This window comes from Methylophilus aquaticus (genome assembly GCF_030769565.1).
GTDB classification, from domain to species: Bacteria; Pseudomonadota; Gammaproteobacteria; order Burkholderiales; family Methylophilaceae; genus Methylophilus; species Methylophilus aquaticus.
Genome location: NZ_JAVCAP010000012.1, coordinates 1 through 15048, shown reverse-complemented (window position 1 = coordinate 15048; position 15048 = coordinate 1). Strand labels below are relative to the sequence as shown.

The following is a 15048-nucleotide window of genomic DNA, read 5'->3' as shown; positions in this document are numbered from 1 at the left end:
TCGATAATGCGCTTAATTTCTGGCCACCGGTGCGCTGCATACGGACAGCGTTTGCAGGTGATGGGCCAGTTGCAATAAACGCGTTTCCTGACCTGGTGGGCCGATCAGCTGCACGGCGATGGGTAACTGGCCGGGCAGGTGTAGCGGCACCGCCACTACTGGCAGGCCAATAAATGAAATGGGTTGCGTAAACATGCCCATATTGGGCCGCAAGGGCAGGCGGCTGCCCTGAATGCGCAGTTCGGTTTGCCCCAGCGGCTGCGCACAGCAAGGCGTGGCTGGTGCGATCAACACATCGGTGTGCGCAAACAGTTGCATGGCCTGTGCATAAAACCAGGTGCGCAGTCGCTGCGCCTGGATATACCAGGCTGCTGGCAGGGTAGTGCCTGCGGCCAGCCTGGGGCGGGTCAGCGGGTCAAAGTCAGCGGCCTGCGTGCGCAAGCGATCCAGATGACGATTGCCGCCTTCGCTGGCCGTGATCAGATAGGCTGCCGAGCGGGCGCGTGCCACTTCTGGCAGTTCAACTACTTGTGTGACCTGCAAGGCCTGGCAGACAGCGTCCACGGCCGCTTGCGCCTGCGCATCGCCCTGCTCAAAGTAGCCGCCCAGCCTGGCCATGCGATAGTGCGGCATGTCCTGATAGGGTGCGGCCACTTTTTCCCCGCGCAATACAGCAAAGCAGGTGGCCAGATCCTCAGCCGAACGGGCAAAAAGTCCGGCATGGTCAAAGCTGTGTACAAACGGAAACATGCCTTGCAGGCTGAGCGCACCATAAGTGGGTTTGAGGCCGAACAGCCCGCACATGGAGGAGGGCACGCGCACCGAGCCATTGGTGTCGGAGCCCAGGCTCAGCGCGACCAGTCCCGCCGCTACCGCCGCTGCGGAGCCGCCCGAAGAGCCTCCGGCACTGCGCGTTGGATCATGCGGGTTGCGGCTGGGGCCATAGTGGTGATTTTCGGTGGTAAATCCGTAGGCATACTCATCCATATTGAGGGCACCCAGCAGGAGCGCGCCTGCCTGATGCATGGCGCGCACTAGATGCGCATCTGCACTGGCGGGAGGCTGCTGCTGGTTGATTTTGGAACCGGCCAATGTCGGGAGCCCGGCAATATCAAACAGATTTTTTACCGCATAAGGCACCCCGGCCAGTGGTGGCAGGGTCTCGCCACGTGCACGCGCGGCATCGACTGCGGCAGCCTCCTGCAAGGCGCGTTCGGCGGTGACGGTGGTGAAACTGTTGTAGCGTGGGTCGTATTGCGCAATGTGGTCAAGGGTGGCACGGGTCACCTCCACTGCACTGACTTCGCCGCGGCGCACCGCGCTGGCAATCGCGCTGGCGCTATGAGTTGCATCCATGGTGTCTGCCTTTCTGCTTACGGGCGAAATTCAGGAGCAGGCTCGATGTGCTCGTCCAGTGACCAGCGCATCACGCGCGCAGCATGGCTGTGCAGTAACTGGACATGTTCTGTCGTGTGCAGCAGGTCGGCTTGATTGAGGGTGATGTCTTGCAGTTGCAGTAGGCGGGCGACCAATGCAGGCGTAATTTCGGCGTCTGGCAGCGGGGAATGGGACAAAACTGGCTCCTTTGAGAATACGTTATTTAATATGCAATATTGTATACATCAAAAGCAAGCAATCGTTATACCAACTACAATTTTTGAGTGGCTTGATGCAGTTCAGGCGCTTGGGTTGGATAAAAACTTCTGGCGTGCCAGCGCAGTCAGCGTCAGGGTTTTGGCGAATTCCCGACTGCGCTGAATATGCCGCTTGATGGCATTTTTGGCTTTGCTGGTGTCACGTTCTTTAATGTGCTGCAAAATCTCGTAATGCTCTTTATAGGTGCGCTTGCTGCGATTGTCAGAGTTCAAGTCCAAACGACGAATCACGCGAATACGATGGTTAATATTTTTGAGTAGCGAGGCCAGTACCGGCTTGTCACTGGCCAGAGCCAGACCCACATGAAAAGACTCGTCTTTCTCGCCCAAGTCTATGCCCGCAGCCAACTCGGTGTCATGCATATCGGCATGCCACAGCGCCATCATCTGTTCGATCTGTTTGTCGCTCAAGGTGTTGATCGCACACTCCACGATCAATTGCTCAAGTGCAATGCGTGCTTCGTAGTACTCCATCAGCTCGTTGACATCCAGTGCACGGATAAAACAGCCCTGTTTGGGCCGGATATTCAAAAACCCCTCAATTTCCAGTCGCTGTAATGCCTGACGTATCGGTGTACGGCTCACCCCAAACATTGCAGCCAGTTCCTGCTCGGTAATCCGTGTGCCGGGATACAGTTCAAACGAAATGATTTTTTGTTTGAGCCGTTGATATAAATCATCGACATTGGAGCGCTTGGCCGGTATGTGTTGCGTGGTCATGAAGGGAACATTGATATCAGATTTTACTAAGATACTTGGATAATGCCGTTTCATCAACCCAATGCCATTGATGCGCGGTGATTAATGGAGCGATGATTCTGGAGAAATATTTGATGCAGTGCTTAAAGCATGCTCTTCAGCATGGGCTGATGAGAAGCATGGGGCTTATTCGGGTAAACATGCCCTCAACACACCCGTCTGGCAGGGCACACATAGCAAGACGTTTGAAAAAACGACAATCATTCATCAACGAGCGCCTGATGTGGGCTAAACCAGCGGCTACAGAAATGCGTTTTGGCTTGGAAGCCACACTGTATCTGATGAACAAGTCATGCGCACTGCGTGAATAAATCAACCCCGGTCTTGTGCCGGGGTTTGTGTTGTGAGCGTATACACGCTTATTCAACAGTCGCCCGTGCCAGATCGCGCAGACGCTTTACTTCATCATGATTCCGCTGTGCACCTTCAAGCTGGCGTATCACCACAAGCCTTACCTGGGCTGGCAAATCTATTTCAACAGCTTCACGATAAGCTTTTAACGCGACATCCTCTCCTCGCTCGGTTTCGTTCAGTACCGCCACAATGTCATTGCTGGTAATGGCTGTTTTCAAGTCAATCCAGCGTCTGTGCAATGCACCACTAATCGTGCTTGAGGTGGCAGGCTCTCCACCCAGGGAGCGCACCAGATCCTGTAGTTCACGCACACTATTGCCGACCTCTTGCGAGCGGCGGATAAAAAACGCTTTGAGCTGCGGATCATCCACATTTTCAGCGGAAGAACGAAAGCCTTCTTCACCATCTCTGGATGTTTCAATTAAATGGTTGAGGGTTGAAATAATGTCTTCAAAATCGGTCATCGTCATTCTCCAGAATTAAAAGTTTTGAGGTGGAAAATTGAGTATGCGCGCGCTACAGAGGGTGTTACATCAGATGAATACGTAAATGCTTGTCAGAAATACTTTAACAGGGCACACGCGGTAGCGAACCTGATTCAAGGGGCTGCATTGCGCTCGGCCATTGCAGCCATTTGTTCAGGGTTAACCCAGCCCTCCGTTAAATGCCAGCCCATGATTCATGGGTGCATCCTTTCCTGTCCGTTTTCAATCCAGACCCGTGAAGGCGCTGGATTGAGAAACAGTGGTCGCAGGCTTTCATCGTCTGCACGAGTGTGCTGTCAGCATCCCCCGCGCCTGTGTAGATATGTTTCGAGACCTGCATTTCTGCAGGCAAGTCTGATGGTTCCAGTAAAAAAGCGCATAGGCAGTATACGGTTTTTCCTACAGAGGAATCGGACATTGCCGGGTAGTTTTCAAGGTGCGATTACGCATAATCAATACAATGCTTTTGGCCGGATAGCGAACGCAGCCCGGACATCTGCGGAGGGCTATTTTTTTGCTACTTCACCATTTTTTACTTCAACAGAGGTCCTGAACTACAGCTACTGAACCGAGATACTGACCAAGGAGCCATCATGAATCTGATGCGATTGATCTACTTTCTGACGCCCGAGAGCAACCATGCCAAATTGTTCACGGTCGATAAGCCCAATACGACGCAGTTACTGTTGTGGTACGTTTTGCCTTTGTCCTTCATCTCGAGTGTGATGGTTTATTTGCGCCTCTATCACCAGTACTCCCAACTCTTTATAGATAATCTGCCTGGCGACCGTTTACTCATGATAGGTGGCGAAGTCTTGCTGCTACAAGTCACTGCGGTTCTGGCTGTCGCCTGGATCACCAAAAACCTCGTTGAAATGGTCAATGTAAAAACCACTTTCCGCGACGCGTTATTGGTGATTACCATTGCAACCCTTCCCTTATGGTTGGCCTCATTTATCTATCTGATCCCCAGTTTTAATTTTAATGTAGTGGTGCATGTCTTTGCTGTTTTGGGAGCGGTGATGCTGATTTGTCGCGGGGTCTATGCTATCTTTGGCCTGCGTGAGCGCGGCGCGGCAGCGATACTGAGCATGGCCATCGCCGGAACTGCAAGTTTGGGCTTTGGTATTGTGCTGATCAGTACATTGATTTCATGGGATGGGATTGAACAATTGCAGTATGCCGTGACCGACTAAGTCTATTTAGTGCGCTGGCCTGTATTAAGTTGCAGGCAGCAGCGCCAGAGAACTCGTAGTCAACTGTGGCTTAATGTTGTCGATAAGGCGTTAAATAGTGATCCAGCGCGTAATGAATCAGGGCTGCATTATTGCTAACACGCATTTTTTTAAGAATTTTTGAACGGAATACACTGACCGAACTGGGGGCAATAGAGAGTTCCTCGGCCACCGCGTTAACGGGTTGCCCTTTAATCAGCTTCAATAATATCTGCAGCTCTCGCATCGACAGACATTCATGTGGCATGCGACTGCTTTTTTCGGCGATGTCACCCATGTTCAGCATGCCATAATGCTGACCGCTGGCCAGTGCCCTGATGGCCAGAATGACTTGTTTGCTGGTGGCGGTATAAGGCAGGTAGCCATCGCAGCCTAAACGGATAAAGTGAACAATACGCGCTATTTGATCACTACCATTGATCACCAGCACGGGCATGCCGGGAGAGGCCTGTTTAAAATCACAAAAAATCTCCAACCCGTTTTTCTCTGGTCCTGAGATGTCCAGCACCACCATATCAAACTTGCGTTGCCGGGATTTCGTAATCGCTTCATGCACGCTGGCGGCTTCATCAGCCAAACACATGGCCCGCTCTGCCTGAATCAGATCACTCACCATGTGGCGACTCAGCGCATGACCATACACCAACAAGATCTCTTTCATTTTTAACACTCCAGTGGTATTGCCCAGTGATGTTGCAGGGAACTCCATGCCGGTACAGGAGCGACGTCAGCACCCTTTGAATGACATGGTTTGATTACTTGCTTTGTCAGTTGTCATCCCCCGCGTGCGCCCTGTGTTAAACAATGCTGAAAGGCGTTGTGCCCACGACGGTGTGCTCACCCAAGCCAGTCACCCCAGGCCAGCCACGCTCTCGGCATCAGGCTGCCAAGCCCCCCCCCTGCGCAGGTGCGGTGTTCTCCTATCGAACTGGATACTGTCGATCCGCCTGGACATTCCAGATGACATTGCCCACATCATCGGCAACCAGCAGGTGCCCTTTCTTGTCCACCAGTACACCGACCGGACGGCCCTTGGCTTCCCCCTCTTTATTGAGAAAATCGCTCAGCACATCCAGTGGCTCGCCTGCCGGTTTGCCATCCTCGAACGGCACAAAAATCACTTTATAACCACTATAAGGCATGCGATTCCATGAACCATGCTGGCCGATGAACATGCCGTTCCGGAATTTTTCCGGCAGGGTGTTACCTCTGGCAACAGCCAGACCCAGCGAGGCGGTGTGTGCCCCCAGTGCATAATCAGGGGGAATGGCTTTGGCCACCAGTTCAGGCTTCGCCGGCTGGATCCGGTCATCCACATGCTGGCCGTAATAACTATATGGCCAGCCATAAAAGCCGTCCTTTTTGACCGAAGTCATATAGTCCGGGACCAGGTCGCTGCCCAGTTCATCGCGCTCATTGACCACCACCCATAATGCGCCGCTATCCGGCTCCCATACCATGCCATTGGGGTTACGCAAGCCAGTGGCAAACAGTACACGCTCACCGGTATTGGGATCGACTTCGAGAATGGCTGCACGCTCTTTCTCTATTTCCATGCCGTTTTCACCAACATTACTGTTCGAGCCCACCGCGACGTAAATTTTGCTGCCATCCTGGCTGGCGAGAATGTTTTTGGTCCAGTGATGGTTAAGCCCGGCAGGCAAGTCAGTCACTTTGGTGGCCGCTGCGGTAATTTCTGTCTGCCCCTCTTCGTAAGGAAATTTAACCAGGGCATTTGCATTGCCGACATAAAAAGTATTGCCGACCAGGGCCATGCCAAAGGGAGCGTGCAGGTTTTGGATAAAGGCATGCCGTTCGTCGGCAGTGCCATCGCCATCGGTATCCCGTAACAGGGTGATGCGGTCAGGACTTTCGGCTGCGGCGCCACCATCCGCCATAAACTTGCTGGCAATCCACCTTTTAAGACTAAATTCTTCGCTCGTCTCAGTATGGTTGGTTTCTGCAACCAACACATCACCATTCGGTAATTCGTATAGCCAGCGCGGATGCTGCAGACCACTGGCAAACGCGCTGACACGGGTGCCTGGTGCGGCCAGGGGCTTTTCACCATCAGGCCAGCCAACGGCTTTTGCGACCTGAATGGTTGGAAACCAGCTTGGATGATATGAAGACAAATCCGGGTCAGGACCAAAGCCGGCCGCCTCTGGCAGTTTGGCCGGTTGCGCACACCCGGTCAGGCCGATGGTCAGCAGTGCGCCCACCATCCGCACCGGCACCTTGGGTGGGACGCGTGCAGAGAGAGCAGGCAGTGTCATCCAAAACTTAATATTCATGTACATGCTTTCTGATAAAGGGTCGTCATTCAATAGTGTAGAAATGGCACGGCTATCCACCCATAGGTTAAACGCTGATTGTGCTGTCAGCATTGTCTTACACCGCATCCCTCCTGATGGCCGGAATATAAAATGCAGACCATGATTGAAGCTTTGCATGGGTGGCTGCGGAGCCAGTACAGCCGCATATTCTTACAGTGAAATCAGCTGTTTTCTGATAACTGGCAGTGTTGCACTGTTCTAAACTTGCACGCAATTCTACGAGCTTACTATGTTTGCCAAGGAGTAAAACGCATGCAAAAATTATTACATCTTCTGTTGGTTAGTTTTATTGCCAGCACTGCTTTTATGGCCAATCTCAGTTGGGCAGATACGCCGCCAGTCAACAATGCCGTGCCTCCCTGTGACCATTCTGCAGTGACCCGCAAACCTCCGTGCAATACGGATTCTGACAGCATCAAGGTGCCGCCTGAAACACCTCAACAGAAGCGTGTGCGCGAGAAGGGGGTAGTCGTGCCGCCTGAGATGCCTGCAGAGGGCCTGCCAAACCGTGAGCATCATCGCGCGCCAACTCGTAAAGAGGATGCCATCCGCCCGGATCCTCACCTGGAAAAGCCTATGACGAACTGAATGTGATCACTGAATGTGATCATGGTGAGGCGGCGGGAGCACCATGCAGCGTCTTCACCCTCCGTCATCATCGCGCGTCATGACTCAATATCTCATGATAGTCATGTAAATAAATCAGGAGCAAAGCCATGCAAGTCGCAGAAGAAACGATGAATCCGCCTCAGCATCAGGATACGCAACCGGGATCAGAAGTGGAAATGGTGCCAGCGCCCTGTTATATGGACCCCCACTACCTGGGCAGCGGTAAACTCAAAACCAAAGTAGCCCTTATTACCGGCGGTGACAGTGGCATCGGGCGGTGGCTGTACACTTTGCTGCCGAAGAAGCAGATGTGGCCATTGTCTACCTTGACGAGCATGAAGATGCACTCAAAACCCGGCAACTGGTCGAATCATGGGGGCGTCGCTGCCTGTTGATTCCCGGTGATGTTGCCGACGAAGCCTTTTGCAAGAAGGCAGTGCAAGATACCGTGCAGACGTTTGGCCAGCTCAATATTGTGGTCAATAATGCGGCCCAGCAATATCCCCGCTCCAGCATTCTGGACATCAGCCAGCAACAGCTGGAACATACCTTCAGAACCAATATTTTTTCGATGTTCTATTTAGTCAAGGCGGCACTGCCGCATTTGAAAGCCAACAGTCATATTATCAATACGGCCTCGGTCACCGCCTACCGTGGCAGCCCCGAGTTGCTGGACTATTCGGCAACCAAAGGGGCTGTGGTTTCGTTTACGCGCTCGCTCTCCAAACAACTGGTCGCGCAGGGGGTTTACGTGAATGCGGTGGCTCCCGGGCCGGTGTGGACGCCACTGATCCCTGCCAGCTTTGACGCGGAGAAAGTCAGTCAGTTTGGGCACCAGGTCCCGCTCAACCGGCCTGCGCAGCCGAGCGAAATTGCCCCTGCCTATGTATTTCTGGCTGGACAGGAGTCGTCATACATGACGGGTCAAGTCATTCACCCGAATGGAGGTGAAATTATCAATGGTTAATCAATGGTAAAGCCACGCGCACCGCCGGCATAAACCAGTGCAGGACTGCGTTGGCGCAGATCAAAAGGCCCGGGCAAATCCGGGCCTTTTGATCTGGCTGCGTGGCCATTGCATAAAAGCTTGGGGGGCGTGTGTCCGCTAAATCCTACAATAGATTACGCCATTCTGACATGGGCGGGTTTTGCCATTTTATTCATAATTATTCCAGCAGTTGCGTGATCAAGAGAACATATATTACCAAGGAGAATCGTTATGAACAGTAAGCTCGGGTTAGGCATGTTGGTATTAATGACAGGGCTCAGCGCCTGCCATAAGAATGACTCTGCAGCAGGAGATGCAGCAGCCTCTGCCGACAATAATGGGGCGGCCATCCAGTTTGTAAAAACCCAGGATGGTTCACCGCTGGAAATCAACCCTGAATTATTTGATACCCCGGCGGCCAAGGAGTTTTTAGCCACCGGTAAAAACCCGTATGTGGGCAAAGATGAGGCCATTGCTGCAGGCAAGAAGGTATTTCAGCTTTATTCCTGTACCCAGTGCCATGGCCCGGATGCCGGGGGGCAGGTGGGTCCGGCATTGACTGGCCCCAATTACAACTATCCCAAGGACGCAACCAACAAGGGCATGTTCGAAACCGTGTGGCATGGAACCAATGGTGGCATGGGTGCAAAAGGTAAGGGCTTGATGGACCCATCAGATCCTAATAATGGCATCACCCCGGATGAACTGCTGAAAGTGATTGCCTGGATTCGCAGCCATGGCAGCCTGACTGGCAACGAATAAGCCAGCAGTGGCTTAATTGAACTCCTACAGCAAATGGGTGTGGCTGCCGACAGACTGCCCGGCCTCGCTTAAGTAGCATGGATGTATGCCCGCCTGACAGCAGGCGGGCAGTTCCGTTACTTTTCGAGGAAACATATGATGAAAAAATTATTAGCGATGTTGTTAACCGGCGCATTTGCATGCTCCATTCCTTCAACCGTTGCCATGGCTGCCGATGACAGGCCTCCTGCGCAACAGCAGAAAAATCAGATCCCCGATACCCCTCAGAATGGCAATTACCTGGAGCCGCAGCAGGATCACAACGGCGGTGCCGATGCCACGCAACAACAGCAGGGATCTCAGCGTAAATCCACCTCCAGTCCTGGCAATATTGAAAAAAGTAAACGGTTTCAGCAGAAGCCACAGGACGGTGGCACGGGCGTCAATAATCAATAGTTTAAGGCGTCCCCAGCCGTCATAACCTGTAGGTGCGCAGTTGGAAAATGCAGGCCTTGCAGACGGGGCTTTTTATTGAGCCTGTCTGGTTCAGACGGTTTATTGCTTGACGACTTTCATCTTCAGACGAAGGAGAAATCATGACTGATCCACAAAAAAAACGGTGTATGGCATTATGCAAAGCGTGTGCAGATGCGTGCGAAACCTGTGCAATTGCCTGTGAGGGCGAAGCCAATCCCGCCATGGGAGACTGCATCGCTCTGGACATGGATTGCGCCGATTTTTGTCGGCTGACTGCATCATTTATTGCCCGTGACAGTAGGTTTGTCGCATTGGTCTGCGAAGACTGTGCAGAACTCTGTACTGCCTGTGCTGATGAATGTGCCAAACATCCTTCAGACCATTGCCAGGCGTGTGCGCATGCCTGCCGCCAATGTGCACAAGCATGCCTGGAGCTGGGGGCACATGCCATGGCTTAAAGCATCCATAGTAAGCGCTAACATTTTGTTGGCGCTTGCTTGTTGGTGCATGCAGCATTTTTCTTCTGTTCTTCTCCTCCTGCCTTGTCGGCTGGCGTGTGCCTGTGTTTCTTGTGCGCATGCTGCAAGCGTAAAAACGCCCGTCGAGACGGGCGCCTGATGATTTCCCTGATAGTCAGTACAGTGATTATTCAACCACCACAATATCATTTTTCACTGCAGTCACGCCTTTTACATTCTTGGCTAACAGGGCAGCTTTTTCAGCCTCTTTGTTGGATTTTGCGGTCCCGGACAACTGCACCAGACCATCACTGTCTGTTTCAACCTTGATGTCAGTCGCACTCACCACCTTGTCTTTGGCAAATGCCGCTTTGACTTTGGTGGTGATCACCGAGTCTTCCACTTTTGTTCCAAAAGAGTCACCGTCGGCAGCAAAACCGGCCATTGGCAATGTCAGCGCACTTACCAGCAAAAGGGATTTAATAGTGTTTTTCATGGTATTTCCTCATTGAGTAAATGATCGAATGATCATTATCAAAAAATGCCGGTATCTGCGGAATAGACTGAACGCTGATCCTTGTGTAGGAAAGTGCTTACCGTATACCCATCGGCTTGCCCACCTCTGCAGGGGTCGAGCGCGATGCGCCGCTTTGTTATACCATAGCGGCCACACACACTATTGATCGTCACCATGCAATTACACAGTCAAACGCTCGGCCAGGGTCAGCCCCTCATGTTGCTGCATGGCCTGTTTGGTTCTGCCGATAACTGGGGTAGCATCGCCAGGCAGCTTGCACAGCATTATCAGGTCATCAGCGTTGATTTACGCAACCATGGCCGCTCGCCGCACCATGCTTCGCAAACCTATGCTGACATGGCAGCAGATGTGCTGGCGGTCTGCGATAGCCTGGGAATTACGCAGATGCATTTGCTGGGTCACTCCCTCGGCGGCAAGGTTGCCATGCAGTTTGCCACGCAGTACCCGGAGCGCCTGCACTCGCTGATGGTGGTGGATATGGCCATGCGCGCCTATGCCGACGCGCATACCTCTCTGCTGGATGCCATGCTGGCACTGGATGTGAGCCAGCTGACAACTCGCAGCGAAGCCGATAAAGCGTTAACTGCCGCGATTGACGATGTGATGGTGCGCCAGTTTTTGCTCACCAATCTGGTCAAGGTTGAAGACCAGTTGCAATGGCGGATAAACCTGCCCGCCCTCAAAGCCAATTACGTTCATTTTCAGGCGGCACTGGCTGCGCATTTTGAAAACCCCAGCCTGTTTATCCGCGGCGCGCACAGTGAGTATGTGCACGCCAAGGACATGGCCGAGATTCAACACCATTTTACACGTGCCGAGTTCGTCACTCTGCCGACGGGCCACTGGGTCCATGCGGAGCAACCACAACTGTTTACACAGGCTTTGCAGGATTTTCTGACAGCACTGTAGCCATTCACGCTGATGAAAATCATGAGCCATATTCAAGTAAAACAGCCCTGACCAGAACGCATATTGCGGCGCATACTGTGCACACGTTGTACAGATTAATCACCCAAATGAGGAGAAACACCATGTGGACTAAACCAGCTGCTACAGAAATGCGTTTTGGCTTTGAAGTAACCATGTACGTGATGAACAAATAATTTTAGCCCCGGCTAAGATGACAAAAACCCGACCGAGTGTCGGGTTTTTATTTGGTCAATTGCAGTCGAAACGTGCTGACAACGTCAGCCGTTGCCGGCAATGGTGTGAGGCAAATCCTTGAATGTGAAAACAACATCAGAAATGGCGGGTTAATCCGCAAATGCCAGCGATGATCATTGGCCTACAATCTTATTTGGAAAAAGATATCAGGTGTAATGACATGGAGCTCACAAAGAGTTGTCAAAAATGTAACCCGCAAAGCCTTGGCATTGAGTTTTCAATGGCATTTCAGCCTATTGTCAATTTTGGTGCGCAACACGTGTGGGGTTACGAAAGTCTGGTTCGTGGAATAGAAAACCAACCTGCCGCCTATATTTTGAATCAGATTGATGAAACCAAAGTGCACAGCTTCGACCAGATCATCCGGTCCAAGTCCATCCGCTTGGCCAACAGCCTGCACTTCAATGAAATCCTCTCCATCAACTTTTTACCCAATGCCGTGTACAAGCCGGAAAACTGCATTCGTTCCACGCTTGCCGTGTGTGATGAACTGGGCTTTGACAAAAAAAGAATCATGTTTGAGGTCACCGAAGCAGAAAAAATCACCGATCACGCCCACCTCAAAAGCATATTCACTGAATATAAAAAACACCAGTTTTTAACCGCCATTGATGATTTTGGTGCAGGCTACTCTGGCCTCAATCTGCTTGCCGAGTGGCAACCCGACATCATCAAACTCGACATGAATCTGATTCGTGGCATTCACGAAAACAAAACCAAGCAGCTCATCGTCAAAAGCATTATTGATGTATGCAATGGCCTGGGCATACAGGTGATTGCTGAAGGGGTTGAAACCAGAGAAGAATTAGCACCTCTGGTCGATTTTGGTATTGTCCTGTTTCAAGGCTACTACTTCGCCAAACCGCTGTTTGAAGGCCTGCCAGAAGTGCCCGCGCATACTTACGTGTTATAAATAGCGAGTTGAAATTAAGCAGCCCAAAACATTACCTGCCGCTGGTGAAAATCATGAGCCAGATTCAAGTAAAACAGCCCTGACCAAAACTGATATCGAAGCGCATACTGTGTACACGTTGTACAGATTAATCACCCAAACTCAGGAGAACTACTATGTGGACTAAACCAGCTGCTACAGAAATGCGTTTTGGCTTTGAAGTAACGATGTACGTGATGAACAAATAATTTTAGCCTCGGCTGAAATGACTAAAACCCGACCAAGTGTCGGGTTTTGCATTTGGGCGAGACGATCACTTGCTGCATCACGTTAAAAACAAAATCACCTAGGGCCTATCGTGACGAAAAGTAGCACCCACCAACCTGTAGCATTGGGCCAATACATGTAGCCTGCTAAGACGTTAATTAAATAAATGGAGTCAGAGCAGGGTTTCGTGCTAGTCCAGTTTTATGTTGATGGCGGACACGCGCAGATTTAGGTCTGTTTAAAAGGTATAAATGAAAACGGCTCCCATCACTGGAGGCCGCTTTTATATTTGGTGGTGAATGAGGAACTTGACCCTCTATACCAAGATTAATAGCGCTAAAAATATTTACTACATGATGTGAAATTAAGTCCGCCAAGGGTGCTTAGGCACATCACACACACCAGCGACATTCACGCCAGCTTGTGCCACCAAATGATCATTTTCAACAGTATCACCACTGACGCCGATAGCACCGATCAACATTCCTTCTTCATCCACAATTGGCAGCCCGCCGGGAAACGTGATCAAGCCATCATTCGAGTGCTCTATGCCATATAAAGGCGAGCCAGGCACTGAAAGTTTGCCGATTTCGCCAGATGGCATGGCGAAGTAACAGGCGGTTTTCGCTTTTTTGATGGCGATATCAATACTGCCGACCCACGCATCATCCATTCGAGTGAAGCTTTTCAGGTTGCCACCCGAGTCCAGTACGGCGATACACATCTTGACGCCGATTTGTTTGGATTTCTCAACGGCTTTTTCAATGATTTCTTGTGCGACTTCAAAGCTTACGTGCATGTGATTCCTTTTAGTTTAATTGATTGGTATAAATGTGACTCCAGTCCCAGGGTTAAATTCACTTAAAGTTTGCATTCGCTGGAAATAAGCTTCTTTGCAGACGTAGCGCATAAATCGATGGGGTCAGACTCGATTGATTTTAAGAGTTACGTTTGCTATTCTCTATGCTTTACCCTTGACTGTTTATCGATGGCCCGTCTTCCTCGCTTTGTATTACCTGGACATCCGCAGCATGTGATTATTCGTGGCAATAACCGTGATCCTGTATTTATTGCCGATGAAGATTATCGCTATTTTCTTGAGAAACTGTCAGATGGCGCCAAAAGGCACCAGTGTGACATACACGCCTATGTATTAATGACCAATCATGTGCATTTGCTAATCACCCCACACAAAGAAGATGGCCTATCCAAACTGATGCAAATGCTGGGCAGATATTATGTACAGTATTTCAATTATACCTATCAACGTACCGGTACATTGTGGGAAAGCCGATATAAAGCCAGCCTGATAGATAGTGAACAATACGCATTGATATGCTATCGCTACATTGAGTTGAACCCGGTACGTGCCAATATGGTGAATCATCCTTCTGAGTATCCATGGAGCAGTTATCAGGCTAACGCCTTGGGGCAAATAGATAATTGTGTAACGCCACATGCAATGTATTGGGCATTGGGTTTGGAGGAAGCAGAGCGACAAGCGGCTTATCGAGGATTATTCTCAGGCCACTTGGATGAAATCACTTTAACCCAGCTTCGAGAGGCGACAAACAGGGCTTGGGTGTTGGGCAATGATTATTTCAAAGAGAGAATAAAGGCGCAGTTAAACCGTAGAGCCGATAAGCTTGCTAGGGGTGGAAATAGGAAGTCTGGTGACTTTATGAAAGCAAGGGCTAGGGATAATTCATAGCTTTCAATCGAGTCTGACCCCATTGATTCGCGGTAAATTCAAATCCAAAGTGTTCGCCAATCAAGCAGACGGATTTCAAGCATTGCATCAGTGGTTATTGGCGTATGAAGTCTGTACAAATCAAGCACACCTGTGTCTTGAAGCAACCGGCCCATACAGCGAACAAGTAGCTTTGGCGCTGGTGAGTCTTGGCTGGCAAGTCAGTGTCGTCAACCCTGCACGGATTAAAGGCTTTGCACAAAGTGAGCTTGCCAGAAATAAAACAGACAAATCCGATGCTGCCTTGCTGGCCAGATTCTGCATGGCCTTACAGCCTAGCTTATGGGTGACACCCAGCCCAGCCTATCGACAGTTACGCGCCCTTGTAGAGCGGCGACAA

General features: G+C 51.0%; 20 protein-coding genes and 1 pseudogene. 13 read left to right on the top strand and 8 right to left on the bottom strand.

The window, feature by feature from the left end:
* Positions 1–12: 12 nt before the first annotated feature.
* The 3 genes from Q9291_RS05575 to Q9291_RS05565 all read right to left on the bottom strand — a co-directional run bounded on the left by Q9291_RS05575 (position 13) and on the right by Q9291_RS05565 (position 2375).
* Entirely contained in the window at positions 13–1356 is a 1344-nt protein-coding gene (locus Q9291_RS05575; RefSeq protein WP_306389039.1) for an AtzE family amidohydrolase, read from the bottom strand.
* Between the two features lie 17 nt (positions 1357–1373).
* Positions 1374–1574: a DUF4089 domain-containing protein gene (locus Q9291_RS05570; RefSeq protein ID WP_306389038.1), complete on the bottom strand. Its 201-nt coding sequence runs from the start codon at positions 1572–1574 to the stop codon at positions 1374–1376.
* A 102-nt stretch (positions 1575–1676) separates the two neighbouring features.
* A complete protein-coding gene (locus Q9291_RS05565; protein WP_306389037.1) occupies positions 1677–2375 on the bottom strand; it encodes a GntR family transcriptional regulator in 699 nt (232 codons plus the stop codon).
* A gap of 224 nt (positions 2376–2599) precedes the next feature.
* Between Q9291_RS05565 and pqqA (Q9291_RS05560) the strand changes: the two genes are divergently transcribed.
* Entirely contained in the window at positions 2600–2725 is a 126-nt protein-coding gene (gene pqqA / locus Q9291_RS05560; protein WP_306389036.1) for a pyrroloquinoline quinone precursor peptide PqqA, read from the top strand.
* A gap of 48 nt (positions 2726–2773) precedes the next feature.
* Here pqqA (Q9291_RS05560) and Q9291_RS05555 read toward each other — a convergent pair whose 3' ends face one another.
* Positions 2774–3232, bottom strand: a complete 459-nt coding sequence (locus Q9291_RS05555) for a PA2169 family four-helix-bundle protein (protein ID WP_306389035.1) — start codon at positions 3230–3232, stop codon at positions 2774–2776.
* Positions 3233–3846: 614 nt separating this feature from the next.
* Between Q9291_RS05555 and Q9291_RS05550 the strand changes: the two genes are divergently transcribed.
* Positions 3847–4449 (top strand): hypothetical protein, encoded by a 603-nt coding sequence (locus tag Q9291_RS05550; protein WP_306389034.1) that lies wholly within the window; start codon positions 3847–3849, stop codon positions 4447–4449.
* A 70-nt stretch (positions 4450–4519) separates the two neighbouring features.
* Here the strand turns inward: Q9291_RS05550 and Q9291_RS05545 are convergent, their stop codons facing one another.
* Positions 4520–5149 (bottom strand): LuxR C-terminal-related transcriptional regulator, encoded by a 630-nt coding sequence (locus Q9291_RS05545; RefSeq protein WP_306389033.1) that lies wholly within the window; start codon positions 5147–5149, stop codon positions 4520–4522.
* 259 nt (positions 5150–5408) lie between these two features.
* A complete protein-coding gene (locus Q9291_RS05540) occupies positions 5409–6713 on the bottom strand; it encodes a PQQ-dependent sugar dehydrogenase (protein WP_370530747.1) in 1305 nt (434 codons plus the stop codon).
* 363 nt (positions 6714–7076) lie between these two features.
* Here Q9291_RS05540 and Q9291_RS05535 point away from each other — a divergent pair, with 363 nt between their 5' ends.
* The 5 genes and pseudogenes from Q9291_RS05535 to Q9291_RS05515 all read left to right on the top strand — a co-directional run bounded on the left by Q9291_RS05535 (position 7077) and on the right by Q9291_RS05515 (position 10097).
* Positions 7077–7412, top strand: coding sequence for a hypothetical protein (locus tag Q9291_RS05535; RefSeq protein WP_306389031.1), 336 nt, complete (start codon positions 7077–7079; stop codon positions 7410–7412).
* A 128-nt stretch (positions 7413–7540) separates the two neighbouring features.
* Positions 7541–8400 (top strand): annotated as a pseudogene (locus Q9291_RS05530) (SDR family oxidoreductase).
* A gap of 252 nt (positions 8401–8652) precedes the next feature.
* Positions 8653–9183, top strand: coding sequence for a c-type cytochrome (locus tag Q9291_RS05525; protein WP_306389029.1), 531 nt, complete (start codon positions 8653–8655; stop codon positions 9181–9183).
* Between the two features lie 135 nt (positions 9184–9318).
* Positions 9319–9618, top strand: coding sequence for a hypothetical protein (locus tag Q9291_RS05520; protein WP_306389028.1), 300 nt, complete (start codon positions 9319–9321; stop codon positions 9616–9618).
* Between the two features lie 140 nt (positions 9619–9758).
* Complete coding sequence (locus tag Q9291_RS05515) at positions 9759–10097, top strand: four-helix bundle copper-binding protein (RefSeq protein ID WP_306389027.1); 339 nt, start codon at positions 9759–9761, stop codon at positions 10095–10097.
* Positions 10098–10284: 187 nt separating this feature from the next.
* Here the strand turns inward: Q9291_RS05515 and Q9291_RS05510 are convergent, their stop codons facing one another.
* Positions 10285–10593, bottom strand: a complete 309-nt coding sequence (locus Q9291_RS05510) for a BON domain-containing protein (protein WP_306389026.1) — start codon at positions 10591–10593, stop codon at positions 10285–10287.
* Between the two features lie 195 nt (positions 10594–10788).
* Between Q9291_RS05510 and Q9291_RS05505 the strand changes: the two genes are divergently transcribed.
* The 4 genes from Q9291_RS05505 to pqqA (Q9291_RS05490) all read left to right on the top strand — a co-directional run bounded on the left by Q9291_RS05505 (position 10789) and on the right by pqqA (Q9291_RS05490) (position 12939).
* Positions 10789–11544 (top strand): alpha/beta fold hydrolase, encoded by a 756-nt coding sequence (locus Q9291_RS05505; RefSeq protein ID WP_306389025.1) that lies wholly within the window; start codon positions 10789–10791, stop codon positions 11542–11544.
* 122 nt (positions 11545–11666) lie between these two features.
* On the top strand, positions 11667–11738 hold the full coding sequence (gene pqqA, locus Q9291_RS05500; RefSeq protein ID WP_081624291.1) for a pyrroloquinoline quinone precursor peptide PqqA: 72 nt from the start codon (positions 11667–11669) through the stop codon (positions 11736–11738).
* A 281-nt stretch (positions 11739–12019) separates the two neighbouring features.
* Positions 12020–12712, top strand: coding sequence for an EAL domain-containing protein (locus Q9291_RS05495; RefSeq protein ID WP_306389024.1), 693 nt, complete (start codon positions 12020–12022; stop codon positions 12710–12712).
* A gap of 155 nt (positions 12713–12867) precedes the next feature.
* Positions 12868–12939 carry a pyrroloquinoline quinone precursor peptide PqqA gene (gene pqqA, locus Q9291_RS05490; RefSeq protein WP_081624291.1) on the top strand — a complete coding sequence of 24 codons (72 nt, stop codon included), beginning with the start codon at positions 12868–12870 and terminating at the stop codon, positions 12937–12939.
* Positions 12940–13322: 383 nt separating this feature from the next.
* Here pqqA (Q9291_RS05490) and Q9291_RS05485 read toward each other — a convergent pair whose 3' ends face one another.
* Positions 13323–13757, bottom strand: a complete 435-nt coding sequence (locus Q9291_RS05485) for a GlcG/HbpS family heme-binding protein (RefSeq protein ID WP_275356106.1) — start codon at positions 13755–13757, stop codon at positions 13323–13325.
* Positions 13758–13946: 189 nt separating this feature from the next.
* Between Q9291_RS05485 and Q9291_RS05480 the strand changes: the two genes are divergently transcribed.
* Positions 13947–14669 carry an REP-associated tyrosine transposase gene (locus Q9291_RS05480; protein ID WP_306389023.1) on the top strand — a complete coding sequence of 241 codons (723 nt, stop codon included), beginning with the start codon at positions 13947–13949 and terminating at the stop codon, positions 14667–14669.
* 49 nt (positions 14670–14718) lie between these two features.
* Positions 14719–15048, top strand: a 330-nt coding sequence (locus Q9291_RS05475) for an IS110 family transposase (RefSeq protein ID WP_306389022.1), incomplete at its 3' end; no start/stop codon positions are given.

Bases quoted from the DNA above. Each gene is read 5' to 3' on its own strand.
- Q9291_RS05495 (WP_306389024.1), top strand. From the start codon at position 12,020: ATGGCATTTCAGCCTATTGTCAATTTTGGTGCGCAACACGTGTGGGGT.
- Q9291_RS05545 (WP_306389033.1), bottom strand. From the start codon at position 5,149: ATGAAAGAGATCTTGTTGGTGTATGGTCATGCGCTGAGTCGCCACATG.
- Q9291_RS05555 (WP_306389035.1), bottom strand. From the start codon at position 3,232: ATGACCGATTTTGAAGACATTATTTCAACCCTCAACCATTTAATTGAA.
- Q9291_RS05520 (WP_306389028.1), top strand. From the start codon at position 9,319: ATGATGAAAAAATTATTAGCGATGTTGTTAACCGGCGCATTTGCATGC.
- Q9291_RS05515 (WP_306389027.1), top strand. From the start codon at position 9,759: ATGACTGATCCACAAAAAAAACGGTGTATGGCATTATGCAAAGCGTGT.
- Q9291_RS05540 (WP_370530747.1), bottom strand. From the start codon at position 6,713: ATGGTGGGCGCACTGCTGACCATCGGCCTGACCGGGTGTGCGCAACCG.
- Q9291_RS05485 (WP_275356106.1), bottom strand. From the start codon at position 13,757: ATGCACGTAAGCTTTGAAGTCGCACAAGAAATCATTGAAAAAGCCGTT.
- Q9291_RS05565 (WP_306389037.1), bottom strand. From the start codon at position 2,375: ATGACCACGCAACACATACCGGCCAAGCGCTCCAATGTCGATGATTTA.
- Q9291_RS05525 (WP_306389029.1), top strand. From the start codon at position 8,653: ATGAACAGTAAGCTCGGGTTAGGCATGTTGGTATTAATGACAGGGCTC.
- Q9291_RS05535 (WP_306389031.1), top strand. From the start codon at position 7,077: ATGCAAAAATTATTACATCTTCTGTTGGTTAGTTTTATTGCCAGCACT.
- Q9291_RS05550 (WP_306389034.1), top strand. From the start codon at position 3,847: ATGAATCTGATGCGATTGATCTACTTTCTGACGCCCGAGAGCAACCAT.
- Q9291_RS05510 (WP_306389026.1), bottom strand. From the start codon at position 10,593: ATGAAAAACACTATTAAATCCCTTTTGCTGGTAAGTGCGCTGACATTG.
- Q9291_RS05575 (WP_306389039.1), bottom strand. From the start codon at position 1,356: ATGGATGCAACTCATAGCGCCAGCGCGATTGCCAGCGCGGTGCGCCGC.
- Q9291_RS05505 (WP_306389025.1), top strand. From the start codon at position 10,789: ATGCAATTACACAGTCAAACGCTCGGCCAGGGTCAGCCCCTCATGTTG.
- Q9291_RS05480 (WP_306389023.1), top strand. From the start codon at position 13,947: ATGGCCCGTCTTCCTCGCTTTGTATTACCTGGACATCCGCAGCATGTG.